This window comes from Bradyrhizobium ingae (genome assembly GCF_055791185.1).
The window spans coordinates 120,283-141,906 of sequence record NZ_JBVUBB010000017.1 but is presented as its reverse complement, the minus strand read 5'-3'; the positions used below and the strand labels follow the sequence as shown (position 1 = coordinate 141,906).

Annotated in this window: 14 protein-coding genes; 4 read left to right on the top strand and 10 right to left on the bottom strand. The window is 65.0% G+C overall.

Features of this window, described 5'->3' with window-relative positions; genetic code table 11:
• Window positions 1-98: 98 nt before the first annotated feature.
• On the top strand, window positions 99-1,592 hold the full coding sequence (locus ACV1FX_RS23670; protein ID WP_473119970.1) for an NAD-dependent succinate-semialdehyde dehydrogenase: 1,494 nt from the start codon (window positions 99-101) through the stop codon (window positions 1,590-1,592).
• Window positions 1,593-1,700: 108 nt separating this feature from the next.
• Here ACV1FX_RS23670 and ACV1FX_RS23665 read toward each other — a convergent pair whose 3' ends face one another.
• The 3 genes from ACV1FX_RS23665 to ACV1FX_RS23655 form a co-directional block, all read right to left on the bottom strand.
• Complete coding sequence (locus ACV1FX_RS23665) at window positions 1,701-3,917, bottom strand: SLC26A/SulP transporter family protein (RefSeq protein WP_473119969.1); 2,217 nt, start codon at window positions 3,915-3,917, stop codon at window positions 1,701-1,703.
• 367 nt (window positions 3,918-4,284) lie between these two features.
• The gene (locus tag ACV1FX_RS23660) at window positions 4,285-5,199 is read right to left on the bottom strand and encodes a phosphoribosylaminoimidazolesuccinocarboxamide synthase (protein WP_473119968.1); all 915 of its coding nucleotides are present in this window, start codon (window positions 5,197-5,199) and stop codon (window positions 4,285-4,287) included.
• Window positions 5,200-5,262: 63 nt separating this feature from the next.
• A complete protein-coding gene (locus tag ACV1FX_RS23655; RefSeq protein ID WP_473119967.1) occupies window positions 5,263-6,180 on the bottom strand; it encodes a pirin family protein in 918 nt (305 codons plus the stop codon).
• Window positions 6,181-6,471: 291 nt separating this feature from the next.
• On the opposite strand from ACV1FX_RS23655, the gene ACV1FX_RS23650 reads away from it, so the two are divergent.
• On the top strand, window positions 6,472-7,533 hold the full coding sequence (locus tag ACV1FX_RS23650; protein WP_473119966.1) for an AraC family transcriptional regulator: 1,062 nt from the start codon (window positions 6,472-6,474) through the stop codon (window positions 7,531-7,533).
• Between the two features lie 143 nt (window positions 7,534-7,676).
• Complete coding sequence (locus tag ACV1FX_RS23645; protein WP_473119965.1) at window positions 7,677-9,104, top strand: serine hydrolase domain-containing protein; 1,428 nt, start codon at window positions 7,677-7,679, stop codon at window positions 9,102-9,104.
• A gap of 63 nt (window positions 9,105-9,167) precedes the next feature.
• Here ACV1FX_RS23645 and ACV1FX_RS23640 read toward each other — a convergent pair whose 3' ends face one another.
• On the bottom strand, window positions 9,168-10,535 hold the full coding sequence (locus tag ACV1FX_RS23640; RefSeq protein ID WP_473119964.1) for an MmgE/PrpD family protein: 1,368 nt from the start codon (window positions 10,533-10,535) through the stop codon (window positions 9,168-9,170).
• A 123-nt stretch (window positions 10,536-10,658) separates the two neighbouring features.
• Here ACV1FX_RS23640 and ACV1FX_RS23635 point away from each other — a divergent pair, with 123 nt between their 5' ends.
• A complete protein-coding gene (locus ACV1FX_RS23635; protein WP_473119963.1) occupies window positions 10,659-11,774 on the top strand; it encodes an FUSC family protein in 1,116 nt (371 codons plus the stop codon).
• On the opposite strand, the gene ACV1FX_RS23630 is transcribed toward ACV1FX_RS23635, so the two are convergent.
• The 6 genes from ACV1FX_RS23630 to recF form a co-directional block, all read right to left on the bottom strand.
• Window positions 11,775-12,263 carry a DUF2867 domain-containing protein gene (locus ACV1FX_RS23630; RefSeq protein WP_473119962.1) on the bottom strand — a complete coding sequence of 163 codons (489 nt, stop codon included), beginning with the start codon at window positions 12,261-12,263 and terminating at the stop codon, window positions 11,775-11,777. It abuts the gene before it with no gap.
• The gene (locus ACV1FX_RS23625; RefSeq protein WP_473119961.1) at window positions 12,260-13,648 is read right to left on the bottom strand and encodes an MATE family efflux transporter; all 1,389 of its coding nucleotides are present in this window, start codon (window positions 13,646-13,648) and stop codon (window positions 12,260-12,262) included. Before ACV1FX_RS23625 ends, ACV1FX_RS23630 begins: the two co-directional genes overlap by 4 nt.
• Before the next feature lie 269 nt (window positions 13,649-13,917).
• Complete coding sequence (gene murA, locus ACV1FX_RS23620) at window positions 13,918-15,213, bottom strand: UDP-N-acetylglucosamine 1-carboxyvinyltransferase (RefSeq protein WP_473119960.1); 1,296 nt, start codon at window positions 15,211-15,213, stop codon at window positions 13,918-13,920.
• Between the two features lie 18 nt (window positions 15,214-15,231).
• A complete protein-coding gene (gene gyrB / locus ACV1FX_RS23615; protein WP_473119959.1) occupies window positions 15,232-17,667 on the bottom strand; it encodes a DNA topoisomerase (ATP-hydrolyzing) subunit B in 2,436 nt (811 codons plus the stop codon).
• 450 nt (window positions 17,668-18,117) lie between these two features.
• On the bottom strand, window positions 18,118-20,289 hold the full coding sequence (locus ACV1FX_RS23610; RefSeq protein ID WP_473119958.1) for a hypothetical protein: 2,172 nt from the start codon (window positions 20,287-20,289) through the stop codon (window positions 18,118-18,120).
• Between the two features lie 127 nt (window positions 20,290-20,416).
• Window positions 20,417-21,553: a DNA replication/repair protein RecF gene (recF, locus tag ACV1FX_RS23605; RefSeq protein ID WP_473119957.1), complete on the bottom strand. Its 1,137-nt coding sequence runs from the start codon at window positions 21,551-21,553 to the stop codon at window positions 20,417-20,419.
• Window positions 21,554-21,624: the final 71 nt, after the last annotated feature.

Sequence of the window (21,624 nt, the reverse complement as noted above, 5' to 3'; positions counted from 1 at the left end):
ACCCTAGCTTAGCTTGAAGCAGACTTGCGTTGCGGGGCGGTGCAATATGCGCCGTTTACCCCTATATACCGGGCAAATCTGAGCCCAGGAGCAACGCCATGACCCCGACCGCCGCCGCACGCGCCTCGCAAGCCACATCCACCCTGCGCGACCGCCTGAAGGATGCGTCGCTGCTGCGCGAGGCCTGCTACATCGACGGCGCCTGGGTCGGCACGCCGTCGCGGTCGGTGACCAATCCGGCAAATGGCGTCGAGCTCGCGAAAGTCCCGGTCATGAGCACGGCGGAAACGACGCAGGCGGTGGAAGCCGCCGAGCGCGCCTTCCCGGCCTGGGCCAAGCTGACCGCCAAGCAGCGCTCCAACATCTTGCGCAAATGGTTCGAACTGATCGCGGCCAATCGCGAGGATATCGCGCTGATCCTGACCTCCGAGCAAGGCAAGCCGCTGGCTGAAGCGCTTGGCGAGGTCGATATCGGCGGCGCCTATGTCGAGTTCTTTGCCGAGGAGGCGCGCCGCGTCTATGGCGAGACCATCCCGACCCAGCGTCCCGATGCGCGTCTGCTTGCGATCAAGCAGCCGATCGGCGTCTGCGGCGCTATCACGCCGTGGAACTTTCCCTGCTCGATGATCACCCGCAAGGTCTCGCCGGCATTGGCTGCCGGCTGCACCGTGGTGCTGAAGCCCGCGAATGAAACACCGCTGACGGCGCTTGCGCTGGTCGCGCTCGCCGAGAAGGCCGGCGTGCCGAAGGGCGTGTTCAACATCCTCACCGGCAATTCGTCGGCGATCGGCAAGGTGCTGTGCGAGCATCCCGCGGTGCGTTTCGTCGGCTTCACCGGTTCGACGGAGGTCGGCAAGATCCTCTATCAGCAGGCGTCCGTTGGAGTGAAGAAGCTCGGCCTCGAGCTTGGCGGCAATGCTCCGTTCGTGGTGTTCGACGATGCCGATATCGACGCGGCGGTTGAAGGTGCGATCGTCTCGAAATATCGCAACATGGGTCAGACCTGCGTCTGCGCCAACCGCCTCTATGCCCAGGACAAGATCTACGACGAATTCGTGGAGAAGCTTTCCAGGAAGGTTGCGGCGATGAAGATCGGCGACGGCACCGAGACCGGCGTGGTGCAGGGGCCGCTGATCAACATGGACGCGGTGCTGAAGGTCGAAAAGCACATCGAGGATGCCGTCAAGGGCGGCGCCAGGATCGTCACCGGCGGCAAGCGCCATGCGCTCGGTGGCAGCTTCTTCGAGCCGACGGTGCTCGCCAACGTCAAGCCGGACGCACTCGTTGCGCATGAAGAGACCTTCGGCCCGCTCGCGCCGGTGTTCCGTTTCAAGGACGAAGCCGAGGTCGTCGCGATGTGCAACAACTCGCCGTTCGGTCTCGCCTCCTACTTCTATTCCCGCGACCTCGGCCGCGTCTGGCGCGTTGCCGAGGCGCTGGAGTCCGGCATGGTCGGCGTCAACACCGGCCTGATCACCACGGAGGTCGCGCCCTTTGGCGGCGTGAAGGAGAGTGGGCTTGGCCGCGAGGGTTCGCATCACGGCATGGAAGAATATGTCGAGATCAAATACGTGATGATGGCGGGGATCTGACTCCGCCATTGCGCGCGCAATGAAGGGGAGTGGCTGCCTCTCTGGTCGTCCTGGCTTTCGCCAGGACGACACAGAGTTTGAGGCGTGTTATTTGCGCGATGACGATGCTTACCGCCGTAGCACCGCGATGGTCCTGTTTGCAAAGCTCAGCCGTTCGGCCATCACCGACACGAAATAGGTCAGCAGCTTGTGGCTGAGCTCGGGGTCTTCATCCCTGATCGCATCGAACTGGTGGGTGTTCAGCACATAGAGCACGCTCGCGACCTCGGCCTGGATGGTCGCGCTGCGCGGCATGTGTGCCACCAGGCCCATCTCGCCGATCGTGGTGTAACGGCCGAGGCTTCGAACGCGCGTGGTGCGGTCGTCTTCAGCGGGCACCATGACGCCGACGCGACCGTCGAGGATGAAGTGCATGGAATCGGCGGGGTCGCCGGCGTGCACGATGATCTCCCCGGCATCGACCTCGAGGCGCTGGCAGCGGCGGATCAGTTCGTCGGCGTCGCGCTCGCTGTCGAGAATTCGCGCGAACCAGTCCCGCAAATTGGCCTCCTCCTGCGCCAGGCCCTGATGTTGCGAGATGATCTCATTCTCGCACCACTCCAGCGCATGATCGAGCTCGGGAATGATGGTGACGCCTTCGCTGATGAAATCGCTGGACCGCAACACCTTTTCGGCCGCGGCTGACAGATGCACCAGGATCAGCTCGACGCCGAGATCGCGCGCGCTGCGCTTGATCTGGGCGAAACTGTAGGCGGCCGAGGAATCGACGCCGGTCACGAGCTTGAAGTCGAACAGCAGATAGCGGCACTCCGGCCGCTCCTGGAGCAGACGCTTGACGTGCTGATAGAGCCGGTTGGCGGAGCCGAAGAACAGGTAGCTCTGGAGATTCAGGCCCTGGATGGTGCCGCCATGAGCCAGCAGCACCTCCTGATCATCGCGCGAGCGGTCGAGCGAAGAGCGGTATTCGGAGCCGTCAAAGCTGTACTTGATCGATTCCACCCGCGCCGCGCTGAACGCGAATGTCAGGCAGCCGATGATCACCCCGATCAGGATGCCCGGCACGAAGCCCCAGGCCACGATGATCACGATGATGGCGATCAGCGACAGATATTCGAGCTTCGAGAGCCGCTTGCGCGACTCGATGATCCATTTGTGAAGCTGGTCCGCGCCGAGATAGAGCAGAAGGCCGCCAAGCACGAATTTCGGCATGAAGCCGAGCAGGTCGGGGGCGATGGCAAGCATCAGCAGCGACACGGCCGCGACGGTGAGGCCGGACAAGCGTCCGCGGCCGCCGCTGCTGAAATTGAGGATCGAGCGGCTGACCGAAATGCAGCCGGCATAACCGCCGAGCGCCCCCGTCAGGATGTTGGCCGTCCCCGTGATGTTCAGCTCGCGCTCCAGATTGGCCTCGCGATGCACGGCGACCTCGATCCCCGTGGTGTTGAACAGCGTGCTGGATGCCGTGACGAAGATGACGGCGACCACGTTGCCGAGCAGGTCCGGCACGGCGCCCCAGGGATAGCGGATGAGATCATCGGCATGCCAGGGCAGCATGAAGGTGGCCGGCGGTGGAGGCTGGAAGGTCCAGCCCAGGCTGCGCGCGTCCTCCGGCGAGATGCCGGCGAACCAGAACGCCAGATGCGCCGTGAGCATGCCGCCGACCAAAATGATAGGCAGTCCGAACGGGCTGCGCGAACGATGCCAGGTGAGGTACAGCACCAGCGCCATCGCGCAGGCCGCGCCCAGTTCCGACAGCGTGATGCCGCTGGTGAATCGCAACAGCGTCCCGAGTTGCACCGGATGGTTGGTGATCACCCGGATTGCGCCCATGACGATCAGGAGTCCGGTGGCGCCGAGGAAGCCGCCGACCACGGGATAAGGCACGTAGCGGATCGCGCGGCCCATCCGCGTCAGCCCCAATCCGCACAGCGTGACTCCGGTCAGGACGGTCGACAGGCCGAGCGTGATCAAAACGGAGGAGAGCAATGGCGCCGGTAGATTCGCCGCCTCGATGCGCTCGACCAGCGAGGCGGCCAGGATTCCCGTTACCGCGGCGGTGGAGCTGTCCGGCGCGGCAATCGCAAAGGGCAGGGAGCTTCCAAATCCGATGACGGCCGCAAGCACGGCGGAGCCGATGAAAGTCGCGGCGATTCCATATGACAGGTAGGGCGACAGCGGCCCCGCAAAGATCAGCAGTGAATAGGAGAGCCCGAAGGTGACGGTCAGGACGCTGGCGGCGCTTCCGCCCAATATGTCATTCAGCGCACGCTTGAGGGTCGGATCGAATCGAGCGGCCGGACTGTAGGTGATTGCTGGATCTGTCACGCCTTTGCGCCCGCCGCTGAAAATTCCCGTCCGAGACGTAAACGACTGCGAGCCTAGCGCAAAAGGATTCTTGCAAATATGAAATCGCCAACAGTTTCGGGCGATCTGAAATGATCGGCCAAAGCCATTCTCAAGGCAGGCAATGGTTGGGAAAGGCCAAGCGAGGCGCCACACAACCGGTGTCGTCCTGGCGAACGCCAGGACCCATCACCCCAGGAAGAAGTTTGGCGACGATTGGTCGTTCGGGACCAGGACCGCCCGCGATCGATAGACCTCGCGGTATGGGTCCTGGCTTTCGCCAGGACGACACCAGGATGCGCGGTGCCCATCGCTCGACGGCGTCCCCGGTCGATGACTTGCGACGGCGCTAAATCTTCAGCTCTTTCCCCGTCACGCGCCGGTAGGCTTCCAGATATCTCTTGCTGGTCGCTTCCACCACGTTCGCCGGCAGCGGCGGGGGAGGGGCGTCGCCGTTCCAGCGGCCGGCGCGGCGCTCGACATCGAGATAGTCGCGCAGCGGCTGCTTGTCGAAGCTCGCCTGCGGCTGGCCAGGCTTGTAGGCATCAACCGCCCAGAAACGCGAGGAGTCCGGCGTCATCACCTCGTCGATCAGGATGATGCGGCCGTCCTTGTCGCGGCCGAACTCGAACTTGGTGTCGGCGATGATGATGCCCTGCTCGCGCGCCAGCTCTTCGCCGAGCGTGTAGATCGCGCGCGTCATGCTCTCCAGCGTATAGGCGACCTCGTCGCCGACGATCTCACGCATCCGCGCGATCGTGATGTTCTCGTCGTGGCCGGTCTCCGCCTTGGTCGCCGGGCTGAAGATCGCCGGATCGAGTTTTTCACTCTCGACGAGGCCTGCCGGCAGCTTTTCGCCGGCGAGCGTGCCGGAGGCCGCGTACTCCTTCCATGCCGAGCCGGAGATGTAGCCGCGGATCACGCATTCGATCGGAAACACCGTGGTACGCTTGCACAGCATGGCGCGGCCGAGGATGTCGGTGCGGTGCGCTTTCAGCGCCGGTACCGCTGCGATGATCTCGTCCGTATTGGCGCTGATGACGTGATGCGGCACCACGCCTTCGAGCTCGCCGAACCAGAAGGCGCTGATTTGCGTGAGCACCGCGCCCTTCATCGGAATGGTCTCGCCCATCACGACATCGAAGGCGCTGATGCGGTCAGTGGTGACGAGCAGCAGGCGATCGTCATCGACAGCGTAGATATCGCGCACCTTGCCGCGTCCGATCTTGGGGAGCGGCAGGTCGCTGGTCAGCATCGTGGTCATCGGCAGGGCCTTCGGGCAGGAGATCTCGGGCCGCGCGACAACGCGGCCTGAGATCGGGATAACCTATTCCGGCAGCGGAATGAACTCGTGTTCCTGCGGAACTGCCGCAAAGCGGCCGGTTTTCCAGTCCTGCTTGGCCTGCTCGATCCGCTCCTTGCTGGAGGAGACGAAATTCCACCAGATGTGGCGCGGGCCCTCCAGAGCATCGCCGCCGAGAAACATCATCCGCGTCGGCCTCACGGCCTTCACGGTGATGCGATCGCCGGGCCGGAAGATCAGCAGGCGCGGGCTCTCATAGCGTTCATTGGCGATCTCGACCTCACCGTCGACGACATAGACCGCGCGTTCCTCATGGTCAGGGTCGAGCGGCACACGCGCGCCTTCCGCGGCCGTCACCTCGGTATAGAACCAGGGCGAGACCATCGACACGGGCGAGGTGATGCCGAAGGCGGAGCCTGCGATCACCCGCGCGGTGAAATCGCGCTCGGAGATCATCGGCAGATCGCCCGCGGCGTAATGCTGGAACGATGGGGCGATTTCTTCCGAAGCCGCCGGTAGCGCGATCCAGCTTTGCAAGCCCAGCATCTTCTGACCCGAGGCGCGCTGCGTATCCGGCGTGCGCTCGGAATGCGCGATGCCGCGCCCGGCGGTCATCAGGTTCATCGCCCCGGGCTGGATCTCCTGGATGTTGCCCTCGCTGTCGCGGTGCATGATCGCGCCGTCGAACAGATAGGTGACGGTGGCAAGGCCGATATGTGGATGCGGCCGCACGTCCATGCCCTTCCCGGAGACGAATTGCACCGGTCCGAAATGATCGAAGAAGATGAAGGGCCCCACCATCTGCCGCTTGCCATGCGGCAGCGCGCGGCGGACTTCAAATCCATCGCCGAGATCGCGGGTGCGCGGTACGATGACGAGATCGAGCGCATCGCATGTCTTGGGGTCGCCAAGCACGGGATCGTTGTCGGGCATCCAGCTCATGGTGGACTCCTTTTTGGCTTTCTTGGCCGCGAGCCTAGCAGAAATCTGCAGCGCCGTCGCGGCAAAGGCCGGGCACATACTCCGCCGTCATTCCCCGCGAAAGCGAGGAATCCAGTACGCCGCGGCGGCTCGGTTCAATCACTTCCGTCTCGGAGTACTGGATCGCCCGGTCGAGCCGGGGGATGACAGTTGTGAGCGAGGTGCCACTAATCCTGGTGCGTGGATGGTCCTTGAAAAACCCGGTGTAACGAACGATGTTCGGCTGCTTTCAACCACGCCCGATTGCACCCGATGACCCTTGCCGCAACAGAGCTCGCCTTCCGCTCCGCCAGCGTCGCGCTGCTGCTGGTGCTGGCTGCGTCATTGGTCGCCGATTTCCGCAACGTGCTGGCGGGGCGGCTCGGTGCTGCTCTCGCACTTGGCTTGGCCGCGCATGCGGTGAGCTATTCGGTCGGTGTCACGTCGCGGATCCCGGTATCGCATGCGCCGCTGGTTGCGCTATCGACCGGCAACATCGTGGTCTTCTGGCTGTTCACGCGCGCGCTGTTCGACGACGAGTTTCGCTTAAGCTGGTGGCACGGATGGGTCTGGGCGCTGGTGACGGCGTTCAGCTTCGCAGGCTGCGTCTGGATTGCGCCTGGGGGCCACGTGCGGTTCTCGGTGACGGTGGTCAACCTGATCGTGCTCGGCTTCATCGCGCTTGCGATTGGGCAGACGATCGCCTCCTGGCCGGCCGACCTGGTCGAGCGCCGCCGCCGCGTTCGCGTCTTCATCGTCTGTGCCGGCGCGCTCTATGGCGGGGTGAATGCGCTGCTTCAGATCTCCGTCGCGGGTTACCACGTCGGCGATGCCGCCGATACGATCAATGCCGGCGTGCTCGCCTGCATCGTCGCGGCCATCGCCTACGCGATGATGCGCGTCGACGCCGCCGATCTGTTTCCGGTTGCCGCGGAGGCGGCACCGGCGGTCATTTTCCGCCCGCAAGCTACCGAAGACGCCGCCGACCAGAAGCTGATCGACGCCCTGATGCGGCTGATGGCGGACGAGCGGATCTACCGCCAGGAGAACATCACCATCGGCGTGCTGGCGGGCCGGCTCAAGATTCCCGAATACCGGTTGCGCCGGCTGATCAACCAGCGGCTCGGCTACCGCAACTTCAATGTGTTCCTGAACAACCACCGGATCGAGGAAGCCAAGGCCGCGCTGGCCGATCCTTCGCAGGCCGAAGTTCCCGTCATCACCATCGCGATGGACGCCGGCTTCCAGTCCCTCGGCCCGTTCAACCGCGCCTTCAAGGCGGTCACGGGCGTGACACCGACGGAATATCGGCGCCTCAAGGCCGATGTGGCTTAGTCTTATGCCTTTGAAATCACAGGATAACTCTAGAATCGGCCAGGCCCGATCAGTTTCAACCAGGTCATTTTCCAAATCCGGCGAGCCGCCATCGACCCGCTCTGCTCCTTCTCCGGTACTCGCCCCGAAGCCGGAGAAAGCCCGTGACCCGCCGCCGCAAGATCATCCTCGCTACTACCGCCATTGCCTGTGCCGGCCTCGCGCTCGCCGCGGCGCGGGCCCGTGACGTGCCCAAGGTTGCGACCGGCTTCATCGCCCACACGCTCTGTTCGGAGACGTTCGTCTCCGGCCTCGATCCCGGCCGCAACCTCGCCGAGACCACGGATGCGATGCCGGGCGCGGGTCTGCTCACCTGGGCGATGGATTTTCAGGTCGATCGTGCGCGCAAGGACGTGATGGTGTCCCTGTTCGGCATCGGCCGCAGCCATGCCGTCTATCGCGAGGGGCTCGGCTGCACGCTCGAGCACGGCCAGGGGATCACCGACGTCGCGTTGCCGCCGGATGACAAGCAGCCTGCCTTGCTGCCGGAGATCGCCGGCCCAGGACTGGTGGCGCCGCAAAGCGAAGCACTGTCAACCGCGCTCGACCGCGCCTTCACCGAACCCGCGCAGCCGCCCTACCGGCGCACGCGCGCGATCGTCGTCACAAAGGCCGGCCGCATCATCGCCGAGCGCTACGCCGATGGCATCGGGCCGGAGACCCCACTGCTCGGCTTCTCCATGACCAAGTCGGTGACCTCGGCGCTGACAGGCATTCTGGTGCGCCAGGGTAAACTCAAGCTCGACGGGCCTGCGCCGACCGCCGCCTGGCAGAGTCCGGATGATCCGCGCCATGCCATCACTGTCGACCAATTGCTGCGTCACACCGCGGGGCTCGCGCTCGGAAGCTCGTTGCAGGCCTCGCTCGGCTCTGTGCTCGAGCCGGTCAACACGATGAAGTATGCGGAAAACGACATGGCCGCCTTTGCCGAGCGCGCGCCGCTTGCGACCGCGCCGGGCACGGCCTGGAATTATCACGACGGCAACTTCCTCATCCTCGCACATCTGATCCGCAACGCCGTCGGCGGCAAGCCCGCAGATGCACTCCGCTTCGCGCGCCGCGAACTGTTCGCGCCGCTCGGCATGGTCAACGTCACGCTTCAGCTCGACGTAACAGGCACGATCGAGGGCTCCGGCGAAATGCTGGCGTCCGCACGCGACTGGGCGCGTTTCGGCCAGCTCTATCTCAACGACGGCGTCGTTGGCGGCAAGCGCATCCTGCCCGAGGGCTGGGTGAACTATTCCGCGACGGCCACGCCGAATGCCTGGGTCGGAATCGGTGTCGGCTTCTGGACCAACCAGGGCGACAGCTTTGGCGCGAAGTTTCGCGTCGAACACGGCTGGCCGCGCGATGCCTTCTTCGCCAAGGGCACGATCGGGCAATACGCGATCGTGATTCCGTCCGAGCAACTCGTGATCGTGCGCCTCGGCCGCTCGCTGAACTGGCCGCCGGAGGTGGACGGGGTGTTCCAGCTTGTAAGCGACGTGGTTGCGGCGACGCATGACAAGGGCAAGATGGCGGGTACGAATTGAGCAGTGGGCTCTTCTTCCCTTCTCCCGCAAGGGGAGAGGGTGCAGCGCCGATGTGGCGCGAATCTACTGCCTCCCCAGCTGCGTCGCCTTCACCACGCGATCGAACCGCTCCAGCGACAGGATCGCGTCCGCAAACTTCTCCGCGCGTGCATTCAGCACCGGGCGTGCCAGCGTCAAGAATTTCTGCTGCATCGCCTGCGCATCAGGAAATGAGGTCGGTTCGCCGGAAGGGTCGGCGTGCAGTCGCTCATGCACGCCGTCGTCGGTGGTGATGCGCACGCGCGCGCCGAAGGGATGGACGCGGCCTTCCAGCCGCGAATCCTGCACCACCTCGAACTTGTCGGCGAGCGCGTCGATCACGGCATCGCCAAGTCGGTTGTAATCGTCCCAGCCGAAGCTGCCCTGGTCGAGCGCAAGCGCGCCGGTGAAGAACATCGAGAACTGGCCGGCGACGATCGAGCGCGGGTGCCGCTTGGTCGCGGCATCGCCGGTCAGCGTGATGCCGTTGCGGTGCAGGCCGATCTCGACACGCTTGACCTGCTCTGGCGTCAGATTGTGCTCCCGCCGCATCGCGATCAGCGCGTCGATCGCGGCATGAGTATAGCGGCAGCTCGGATAGGGTTTGACGCCGATCTTCATGGTCTCATAGCTCTTGCCGAGTTCGGCGACGGACTTGTCCGGATGCGCGTCGTCGGTGTAGCCGACGAGCAGGCCATGCTTGCCCTCGACCGATTCCGTCGAGCCCACGAAATCATTGCGCGCCAGCGTGGCGGCGATCACGCCGTTCATCGCGGCGGCACCAACCTGGTAGCGCTTGTTCCAGGCGCCGTTGAGCAGAAACTGCAGCGAGCCCGCGGCCTGGCTGCCGGAGACGCCGAAGGCCGAGATGATCTGCGCCTCGGAGAGGCCGAACAGCTTGCCGGCTGCGGCCGCCGCGCCATAGGTGCCTGCGGTCGCGGTCGGATGAAAGCCGCGGGCATAGTGCGAAGTCGGATCGAGCGCGTTGCCGAGCCGGCAGCAGACTTCATAGCCCGCAACGATCGCGGTCAGCACGTCGCGTCCGGAGGCGCCGACCATCTCGCCGACCGCGAACGCGGCCGGCACCACCGGCGCGCTCGGATGCAGCGAGGAATCGGCATGCGTGTCGTCGAAATCGAGGGAGTGGCCGAGGGCACCGTTGAGCAGTGCGGCGACCGCCGGCGTCCAGGTTTTGGCATCGCCGAACACGGTGGATTCGCCCTTGCCGTCGAGCGCCAGCGCTTCCAGCATCTTCAGCAGCGACGGCGTCGATTCCGCCTCGCGCCGTGCACGAATGGCGCTGCCGAGGAAATCGAGCGTCAGCACCTTTGCGCGCTCAAGTACCTCTGCCGGAATATCCTCATATTTTAGCTTGGCGACATAGGCCGCGAGCGTTGCGGTTTCGTGGGCCATCGTGTTTCCTCGTTTTGGCCAGCAGGGTAGGCGGGCGGATTTCCCCTTTCAAGCCGCCTCGCGGCCACGGGTATCAGCTATGATTTTGGTCGGTTGACGAGGATGGGACCGGGACGTTTGACGATGGTGAGCGTAAGACAGCTGTTCGACCGGCTCTGGTTGCGAAAGACGCAATTGGGGCTGGCGGTCCGGGTCACGGTGGCGGCCACCGCCGCCTATGCACTCGCCACCGCGCTGCACCTGTTGTTGCCACTTTGGGCTGTGCTGACGTCCATCATCGTAACTCAGATGAGCGTAGGGCGCTCGCTCAAGGCGACGCGCGACTACATGCTGGGCACGATCGGCGGCGCCGTCTACGGCGGCGCCATCGCAATCCTGATCCCCTATTCCGGCGAACTGGGCCTGCTGTGTTTGCTGGTGCTGGCCGTGGCGCCACTTGCCTATATCGCATCGATCTATCCGAATCTGAGCTCTGCAACGGTGACGGCCGTGATCGTGCTCGTGCTTCCGACCATGCATCATGCCGATCCCATGGCCTCGGCGATCGATCGCGTCAGCGAGGTTTCGGTCGGCGCCGTGACCGGGCTGCTCGTCTCGTTCCTGGTGCTGCCGTCGCGCGCGGTACGGCAGATACGCGCAAGCGCGGCCAAGCTGCTCGAGCTGATTGCGGAGGCCTTTACCGAACTGCTCGCGGGTCTGACGCGCGGCCGCGACAATGATGCGTTGCATCGGATTCAGGACGGGATCGGCGCCGCGATGGTGGGCATGAATACCATTGGCGCCGAAGCCGAGCGCGAGCGCTCCGCGCGATTGTCCAGCGGACCGGATACCGGCCCGTTGCTGCGCACGATCTTGCGGCTGCGCCACGACGTCGTGATGATCGGCCGCGCGACCGTGGTGCCGCTGCCCGTCGAGGTGCAGGTCAGGCTCGCGGCACCCCTGGCAGAGGTCAGCGCGGCGATCGTGCGCTTCCTGAAGTCGGCGGCCGACGCCATGCGCCAGGGCGCCGGCGCGCCGCCGATCCACCCCGTGCACGTCGCGCTCCAGCACTATGCCGAGGCGGTTGCCGCCGTCCGTCAGGACGGCGTGATCCGCGGCCATCCCGGCGACACCGCGGAGCGCTTCTTCGCCCTCGGCTTCTCGCTGGAGCAGATGCACCAGAATCTCTGCGACCTCGATCGCGTCATCGGCGAGTGGTCCGAAGCCGTGGCCGATGGGCCGGAGAAAGCCGCGGAATAATTAGCGGACCGGCTCCTCGATCCTTCCCATCATGCCGCGGGCCACGAGCTTGTGGAACGGCGTGATGAGCATGAGGTAGGTCCGGCCGAGGAAATTGTTTGTCTTCACCAGAGTGGTCAAGGTGACCTGCCGGCTCGCTGCATCCCCGGCCACGTCGACGACAATGCGAAAATCGAGGTGAGAATCGTCGAAGCCGGCGACCAGTCGCTCGGGCGTCTCGCTCAACACTGGGAACAGGCCGATCAAGCCGCCGGGCGCAGGTGCGCCTTCGCCCGATCTCTTCAGCCCGAACGGCGTCACCAGAATATTGCGCAGGCGCACCAGCGCATCGACCCAGCGTGGCCCGTTCAAGACCATCCTTGTGCAGGCCTCACGGGCGTCGACTGCTGCGGTGCCAATGTCGACGCGAAAGGCGTCGATGAACTGCGCGCCTGACAGCACCGTGCCGGTATCGACATTCGGGGTGATTTCGCGAACGGGACTTGTCATCCCGGGATTTTGCGCGTCAGCATCCGAAAGCGCAAGATCAAGAGGCCGGCATAGACGAACGATCCGATCGATAATCCGATCCAGACGCCGACCGCGCCGAGGCCGGCGTGGAAGGCGAGCACCCAGGCGATCGGGAAGCCGACGCACCAATAGCCTATTGCCGCGAACACCAATGTCATCTGGGTGTCATTGATGCCGCGCAGCGCGCCGCCCATGATGGTCTGCAGCGCATCGGCGACGAAGAAGGTCGCGCCGACCAGGAGAAGCGTCGCGGTCAGATTGACAGTCGGTGCGCTCGCCTCGCTGCTTCCGAAGAACAGCCGTCCCAGCTCATAGCGGCCGAGGATGATCGCAACCGTCAGTACCGCGACGAACGTAATCCCGAGCAGGGCTGCGACGAGACCCGCGCGTCGGACGCCCGCCGGGTCGTCGCGGCCGAAGGCGTGGCCGACCCGCACCGTCGCAGCCATGCCGATGCCGAGCGGGACCATGAACAGCACAGCCGTGACCTGAAGCGCGATCTGGTGCGCGGCCAATGCGGTGGTCGAGATCAGGCCCATCAATAGCGCCGCCGAGGAGAACAGGCCGTATTCCAGCAACAGCGAGAACGAAATCGGCGCGCCGATCACGATCAGCTGGCGCATCAAGGGCCAGTCGATCCGCCAGAGATGCGCGAGCGGATGATAGTCGGCGAACGGCTTGCGCCACGCCGCAATGGCAAGTGCTGCGAGAAAGGTGCCGAGATTGACGAGCGTGGTCGCAAGCCCCGCGCCGAACAGGCCGAGCTTCGGCAAGCCGAACAGGCCATGGATCAGGCAATAGACCAGCGCGAAATTCGCAGGGATCGCCGCCAGCGTGATCCATAGCGGTGCCTGTGGCCGGTTCACCGCGCTCATCATGCTTCGCAGCGCGATGAAGCCGAGCGCCGGCGCAATGCCCCAGGCAAGACCATTCAGATAGCGCTGCGCGAGCGCGGCCGAAGGCGGCGCCTGTCCGAGCGCGATCAGTATGTGCTCGCCATAAAGCGGCGAAGCCATCATCGGCAGCGAGATGAGGAACGCGACCCACAAGCCCACGCGCAAGGAGCGGCGGATGCGTCTGACGTCGCCGGCGCCGAACGCCTGGGCCGCCAGCGGCGACACGGCCGCCATCAAGCCGAGCCCGAAGGTGAAGCTGACGAAATAGACGGTGTGCGCAAGTGCCGCAGCTGCGACGGCCTCCTCGCCGAGCCGCCCGATCAGTGCGAGATCGCTGGTGATCATCGCAATCTGCCCGAGCTGCGTCAGCATCATCGGCACGGCCAGCCGCAACGTCTCGCCGAATTCATCGGCGAGATGATTTTGCGCGGCGAGCTGCTGCGATGGGCGGCGGATGGTCTCGAGCATGGCCGAGCAATAGCATTGCGGCGCGTCGAAAAGGGGGCAGATCGAAGGGGAAGAGACGCTATCGTGAATGCAGGATGTTGCACTGCGTCGTGGTGAGGCATGAAGGCTCTCTGCACCCTCTCCCCTTGCGGGAGAGGGTGGCTTCGCGTAGCGAAGCCGGGTGAGGGGTTTCTCTCCGCGAATGACCCTCCAACTTGAATGCGCGGATAGAACCCCTCATCCGGCGCTGCGCGCCACCTTCTCCCGCAAGGGGAGAAGGGAAGAAAGCCTCAGCTCTTCCGTTCCGGCACGCGCTTGATCCTGGCGCCGAGTGCGTTCAGCCGCTCGTCGATGCGCTCGTAGCCGCGCTCGATCTGGTCGGCATTGTTGATCGTGGAGGTACCCTCGGCACAGACCGCGGCGAGCAGCATCGCCATGCCGGCGCGGATGTCGGGCGAGATCATCGAGGCGCCGCGCAGGCGGCTGGGCCCTGCGATGATGGCGCGGTGCGGGTCGCACAGCACGATGCGCGCGCCCATCGCGATCAGCTTGTCGACGAAGAACATTCGGGATTCGAACATCTTCTCGAACATCAGGATCACGCCCTCGCATTGCGTGGCAGTGACGATCGCGATCGACATCAGATCGGCCGGGAAAGCCGGCCAGGGCTGGTCCTCCAGCTTCGGCACGTGGCCGCCGAAATCGTCCTGGATCTTCAGGGTCTGGTTGGACGGCACGATGAGGTCGTCGCCCTCGACGCGGCAGACGATGCCGAGCCGCTCGAAGCCCATGCGGATCGACCGCAAATGCTCGACGCCGGCGCGCACGATGCGCAGGGGCGAGCGCGTTACGGCGGCAAGTCCGATCAGCGAGCCCACCTCGATATGGTCGGGCTGGATCGCATAGGTCGTCGACCCCAGCGTCGACTGCCCATGCACGATCATGGTGTTGGTACCGATCCCCTCGATCTTCGCACCGAGCGCGACGAGGAAATTGGCGAGGTCCTGCACATGCGGCTCGGAGGCCGCGTTGCGCAAATAAGTGACGCCGTCGGCAGCGACGGCCGCAACGAGTGCGTTCTCGGTCGCGGTGACGCTCGGCTCGTCCAGGAACACGTCGGCGCCGGTCAGTTTTGGTGCGCGAAACTCGAGCCGGTCGGTCGCGGTGACCTTGGCGCCCAACTGCTCCAGCGCCAGCACATGCGTGTCGAGCCTGCGCCGGCCGATGACGTCGCCGCCGGGCGGCGGCAGCATCACCTCGCCGCAGCGGGCGAGCAGGGGACCTGCGAGCAGGATCGAGGCGCGGATGCGGACGCAGAGCTCAGGATCGAGATCGGCCGCGCGGATGCTCTTGGCGTGAATGACGAGCGTATTGCGTTCGCGCCATTCGGCCGACGCGCCGACCGAGCGGATCAGCTCGACCAGCGTCTCGGTGTCGCGGATGCGCGGCACGTTCTGAAGCGTCACCGGATGTTCGGTGAGAAGCGCAGCCGCGATGATCGGCAGCGCCGAGTTCTTGTTGCCGGACGGCTCGATCGAGCCCGAGAGCCGATGACCGCCCTCGACGATGTACTGGATGGGCGCCACTGCTTCTGCCCCTGTTGGCTAGATGTCGATCGTCGCGCTGAGCGAGTGTTCCTGGATGAAGTCGCGGCGCGGCTCGACCACGTCGCCCATCAGCTTGGTGAAGATGTCGTCGGCCTCGTCGACCTCCTTGACCTTCACCTGGAGCAGTGAGCGCACCTCGGTGTCCAGCGTGGTTTCCCAGAGCTGCTCCGGGTTCATCTCGCCGAGACCTTTGTAGCGCTGGAGCGTGATGCCCTTGCGCCCGGCGTCGGTGACCGCCTCGAACAGGTCGACCGGGCCGTGGACCACGTGCTCACTGTCCTTGCGTCGCAGCTTGCCGGAGCGGGCGTAGACATCCTGGAGCTTCGTCGTGTACTCGTCGAGCTTGCGGGCCTCGACCGAGCCGAGCAGCGCATCGTCGATGATCGCGGCTTCCTTGACGCCGCGCACGGTGCGCTCGAACAGGAAGCCCTGGCCCTCGACGAATTGCCCGACCCAGCCGCGTTCGACCTCTTCGGCCTGGTTGTCCAGTCGGTTCGCGATATATTGCGCGGCGGCCGCGGCGTTCTCGGGATTGCCGTAGATCGACTTGTTCAGCACACCGGTGATGGCGGCCTGCTCGACCACCTTGCGGTTGTAGCGGCTGTGCAGATTGCGCAGGATACTGCGAACGATGCGGGCGTCGTCGACCAGCGCGCGCAGGTCGCGGCCGGTGCGATCGCCGCCGTTTCCGGAGACGAACACGCAGTCGTCGAGCCCGGCGTCGATCAGATAGTCCTCCAGCGCGCGCTCGTCCTTCAGGTACTGCTCGGACTTGCCGCGGGAGACCTTATAGAGCGGCGGCTGGGCGATATAGAGATAGCCGCCGTCGATGATGTCCCGCATCTGCCGGTAGAAGAAGGTGAGCAGCAGCGTGCGGATGTGGGCGCCGTCAACGTCGGCGTCCGTCATCACGATGATCTTGTGATAGCGCAGCTTCTCGACCGAGAAGTCGTCGCTGATGCCGGTGCCGAGCGCGGTGATCAGCGTGCCGATCTGCTCGGATGACAGCATCTTGTCGGGGCGGACGCGTTCCACGTTGAGGATCTTGCCGCGCAGCGGCAGCACCGCCTGGAACTCGCGGTTGCGGCCCTGCTTGGCACTGCCGCCTGCCGAGTCACCCTCGACGATGAACAGCTCCGACTTCGCCGGATCCTTTTCCTGGCAGTCGGCAAGCTTGCCGGGCAGCGAGGAGACCGAGAGCGGGCTCTTGCGCGTCAGCTCGCGCGCTTTTCGCGCGGCCTCGCGGGCAGCGGCGGCCTGGATCACCTTGCCGACGATCATCTTGGCCTCGGACGGGTGCTCCTCGAACCAGGCCTGCAGCGCTTCGTTGAGGACGTTCTCGACCACGGGACGCACCTCCGAGGACACCAGCTTGTCCTTGGTCTGCGACGAGAACTTCGGGTCGGGCACCTTGACCGACAGGACGGCGGTGAGGCCTTCACGGCAGTCGTCGCCGGTCAGCGCGATCTTTTCCTTCTTGGCGTTGGCCTCGGCATAGCCGTTGACCTGGCGGGTCAGCGCGCCGCGGAAACCGGCCAGATGGGTGCCGCCGTCACGCTGCGGGATGTTGTTGGTGAAGCACAGCACGTTCTCGTGGTAGCTGTCGTTCCACCACAGCGCCGCCTCGACGCCGATGCCGTTGGCTTCCGAGCGCACCATGATCGGGGAGGGGACGAGGGCCTTCTTGTTGCGATCGAGATATTTGACGAACTCCTCGACGCCGCCGGAATAATGCATCTCCTCGCGCTTCTCGACTGCATGGCGCATGTCGGAGAGGATGATGTTGACGCCGGAGTTGAGAAAGGCGAGCTCGCGCAGACGGTGCTCGAGCGTCGCGAAATCATACTCGACGTTTTTGAAGGTTTCGGTCGAGGCCAGGAACGTGACTTCCGTGCCGCGCCGGCCCGGCGCGTCGCCGACGACCTTCAGCGGTGCGACGGCATCGCCATGGGCGAACTCGATGTAGTGCTCCTTGTCGTCGCGCCAGATGCGAAGTCCGAGCTTGCTGGACAGCGCATTGACGACGGAGACGCCGACGCCGTGCAAGCCGCCGGAGACCTTGTAGGAGTTCTGGTCGAACTTTCCGCCGGCATGGAGCTGGGTCATGATGACCTCGGCCGCCGAGATGCCTTCGCCCTTGTGGATGTCGACGGGAATGCCGCGGCCGTCGTCGCGCACGGTGACGGAATTATCGGCATTGAGCACGACGTCGACGCGCGTGGCGTGGCCCGCGAGCGCTTCGTCGATCGCGTTGTCGACGACCTCGTAGACCATGTGGTGCAGGCCCGAGCCGTCGTCGGTGTCGCCGATATACATGCCCGGGCGCTTGCGGACGGCATCGAGACCCTTGAGCACGCGGATCGATTCCGCGCCGTAATCGCTCGCGTTGGAGGGCTCGTTTTCGGCACGCGGCTGCCGAGCAGGTTCTGTCATGAGAGGCCTTCGAGGTGACGTCCGAATCAGCGGCGCAAAAAGGCGCTGATTTGGAAGCTATTTGTGCCATGAAAGGAGGATTGCGCCTAGCGCAAAGTACTCCCCCGCAACCTATTGAGCAGATAGGGTTTTTTAACCGGTTTTCAAGGCATTCCAAGGCCGATTCTGGCGCACGCGAAAAGCCCGATTCGAGGGCGCTTTTTCGCGTCGAGAACGACAGCATTTTCCCGGTATGACGGCGCGGGTTCCGAAGCGCCGTGCGCGCGCCAGCGGCCGCCGTGCCGGAGCTTTCGTCCCATGCCTTACCGTCGTCATGCGCACTCTCCAAGGGGATCGCGCGTCTTGAACTTCGCGCGATGACGATTCATCGCGATCGCATCGCGCTTTAGACGACTAGTCGCCTCGCGAACCGGCCAGGTTCAATCTGGCCGTTACAGACAAAGGGGGAGCTCAGTACATCTGGAGTGGCAGCACCTCGCCGGTCGGCCCCACCATGAGGCCCCAGGCGTCACCCGCGGCGATCGTGATGCTGTCGGTGCGGGCCGGGCGGCCCGCGACTTTCAGCGAGTACTGGTACTTGCCGGGCGGCAGGTCGAGCATCGGCGGCTTCGGCGATTGCGGACCGCCGGCGCCGGCGGCGATCTTGACGGTCTGCTTGTTGATCGTCAGCTGCGCTTCCTGATTGCCCATGTTGCCGAGCATCAGCTTGGCCTGTCCGGGCTTGGGCATGATGTCCGCTTTCGTTGCGGCATCCGGATTTTTCTGCACGAGATTGACGGATGTCTCGCCGTTGGCACGGCCGAGCTTCAGCATGGCCGGTCCCTGCGGGGAGGCGAAGGCGAGCTGGACGCGATCGGCAGCGACCACGGCTCCGTCCGGTTTTTCCTGCCAGCCGAGCTTTCCGAGCTCCGTGCGGTAGAAGGCAAGCACGTCGCCGAGCTCGGCAGGCACGCTGGCTTCGAGCTCGCGGCGGAACGGGACTTCGATGCCGGGCAGCTTTGCCGTGCCAAGTGAGGTCGACGTACGCTGCTTCGGCACGGGCAGGGCGGACTCGGGGTCGGCTTCCAGTGGCTCGGACGCTTTGGCCTGTGCGCCAGCCTGATCGCCGCCGGCCTGCTTGCCGGTGGATGCCGGCTTGGCGGCGGCCACGCGCAGGCCGGATCCGTCGGCGTTGACATTCACCTGGGCGCCCATCTGCATCAGCGTGAACGAGATCGTTTTGCCGCCCTTGGCAAACTCCAGCACCGCCATGTTCGGCTGGTTGATCACCGAGGGTTGCTCCTTCCAGCCCGCCTGCTTCATCGAGCCACGATAGAAGGCGGCAATCGCCTTGACGCTCGAGGTGGAGTTGAATTCGAGCCGGCCGTCATCGCCTTTGAAATCCACCGCCTGCGCATTCTCCGGCAGCGGCACCGGCGTGTTGCTGCCGGCCTGCGCCTGCAAGGGCGTATCCGACAGTGTGGCGGCCTGGGTTTTGCGCCTGACCGCGTCGGCAGCGAGGACATCTTTCACCATCTGATCCGCGTCCTTCATGAACTGGTCGTCGGCGTCCTTCTTCGCCTTGGCGCGGGCGGCGAGCACGGACTCCTTCACCTGCGCGGTCAAATGGACCATCGTGAAGTCATACTTGCGGCCGAGCCGCAGCACGCCTGTTTCCTCGGGCGAAGAGAATTTGAGCGCGACCTCATCGCCTGCGGCAAGAGGCGCATTTCCTTCTTCCGTCCAGCCGCGCGCGGCAAATTCGCGATGGTAGAAAGCGAGCACGGCAGGCAGATCGGCAAGGTCGGCGACATTCAGCTCTTGCCGGTTCGAACTGGCAACGCCTCTGCCCCCCGCCGACTTGTATGGTTTCGGTATCGGCAGGCCGGACATCTCTTCTGTCTCGAGATCGGTCGGCAAGGCGAACGGCGCGATCCTGATCTCGACATTGGTGCGGCCGTCATCGCGGCGCGTCAGCGTCAGCATCACCGGCTTCTGATGATAGAACCCCGTCGATGCGTCATCGGGGTGGCCGTAGAACGCACGGATGCCGTTCGGCACGGTTTCGGTCAGGTCCGCATTCGGCCAGCTTGCGGCCGTCGCGGGCGTCAGCTTGACCCAGCTGATCGCGGCCATTTCCTTGGTGTAGAAGGCCAGCGTTGCGTCGAAGGCGGCGGGCGCGATGCAGCCGAGATAGGGCCGGGTCTCGTCGAACACGAGATCGATCGCGCCATCGGGGAAGGGCACGTTCGACCAAATGCGCCCCGCGCTGTATTCGACCGCCGATTGGTCGGGCCGGCCGAGCCCCTGCGTGAAAGAGACAGAAAGCAGTTGCCGTCCCTTCTTGAAGACGAGACCGGTGTTGTTTTCGTCGAGCGGCCGTACATAGGGCATCCAGCCCTCGGCGGCGAGCATCTTCCCGACGGCAGCGCGTGTCACCGCGACCACGGTCGGCACGCCATACTGCACGCGATCAGGGCGCGAATTGTCCGCGAACGCGCCCTCCAGCTTCGGCAGCGTGTGTACGTCGACGATGCCGTCGTCGGCTCTGGCCGAAATTGAGCTGCCTGCGAGAAGAGCGAGGCCGCACGCAAACAGCCGCCATCGTGCCGGAACTTTCGTCCCGCGCCTTACCGTCGACATCGTCAAATCTCCAAGGATGTCGCGCGCCACTGAAGGGCCTCGCGCGATTGCAACGGCTGCGACACTGCCGTCGTGGCCTCAAGAGACTAGTCGCCGGGGGAACCCGTCAGGTTCAACGGTGACTTCCCTACCGGCGCGGCGTGATGCGCCCGTTCTCGACGTCGAACACCTCGCCGGAGCTGCCGATCTCGGCAAAGGCGGCAGGGTCGGCCCCGGTTAACCACACCTGCGCGCCAAGTCTTTGCAGTTCGGCAAACAGCGCGGCGCGCCGGTTCGGGTCGAGATGTGCGACGACCTCGTCGAGCAGCAGGAGCGGCACGATGCCGGTCATCTCGGCAACCAGTGTTGCATGCGCCAGCACCAGGCCGATCAGCAGCGCCTTCTGCTCGCCGGTCGATGCATCGCGCGCCGGCATTCCCTTGGGCGCGTAGACGACTTGCAGATCGGTGAGATGCGGTCCGTCCGTGGTGCGTCCGGCGATCGCATCGCGCGGGCGGTTGTCGCGCAGGATCTGGCGGTAGCGGTCCTCGACCGACGTCGCGGTCTCGTTGAGCAGTGCGTTCTCCATCCAGCCGTCGAGCGCGATTTGAGCCGACGGGAAGGCGGAGGATTGCGCGCGCGCATTGAGCATCTCGGTCAACTTCGCCGCGGTCTGGCCGCGCGTCGCTGCGACCGCCACGGCAAGCTCTGCGGTCTCGCGCTCGATGGCGTCGCACCAATGGTCGTCGTAATTGCGCACTTCGAGCAGCCGGTTGCGCGAGCGCAGCGAACGCTCGAGCGCCGAGATCCGGCTGGAATGCTCGCTGTCGAGCGCGAGCACGAGGCGGTCGAAGAAGCGACGCCGCTCGGAGGCGGCACCCATGAACAGCCCGTCCATCGCCGGCGTCAGCCACACCATGCGGATGTGATCGCCGAAGGCGCTCGCCGAATTGACAGGCTCGCGGTCGATGCGGCAGCGCCGGCTCACCGCGCTGTCGGCGCGCGGCGCATCGATGCCTGTGCCGAGCGTGGCAAGGCCGAGCGCGCCCTCGACCTGCGCGGAGACTGCCCAGGCGCCGTCGCCCTGATTGTCGGCGACGTCTTCCAGCGTCGCCCGCCGCAAGCCGCGGCCCGGCGACAGAAATGAGATCGCCTCGATGCAGTTCGTCTTGCCCGCCCCGTTCGGCCCGACCAGCGCCACCATGTCAGCCGCCGTCTCGAGCCCCGCCGCCCGGTAATTGCGAAACTGCGTCAGCGTCAGGCGATGAATGCGGGAGGGGGTCATGCTCTGTTCGTCGCAAACCGGACTCTTCACCCTCTCCCCTTGTGGGAGAGGGTGGCGCCTCACGAAGTGAG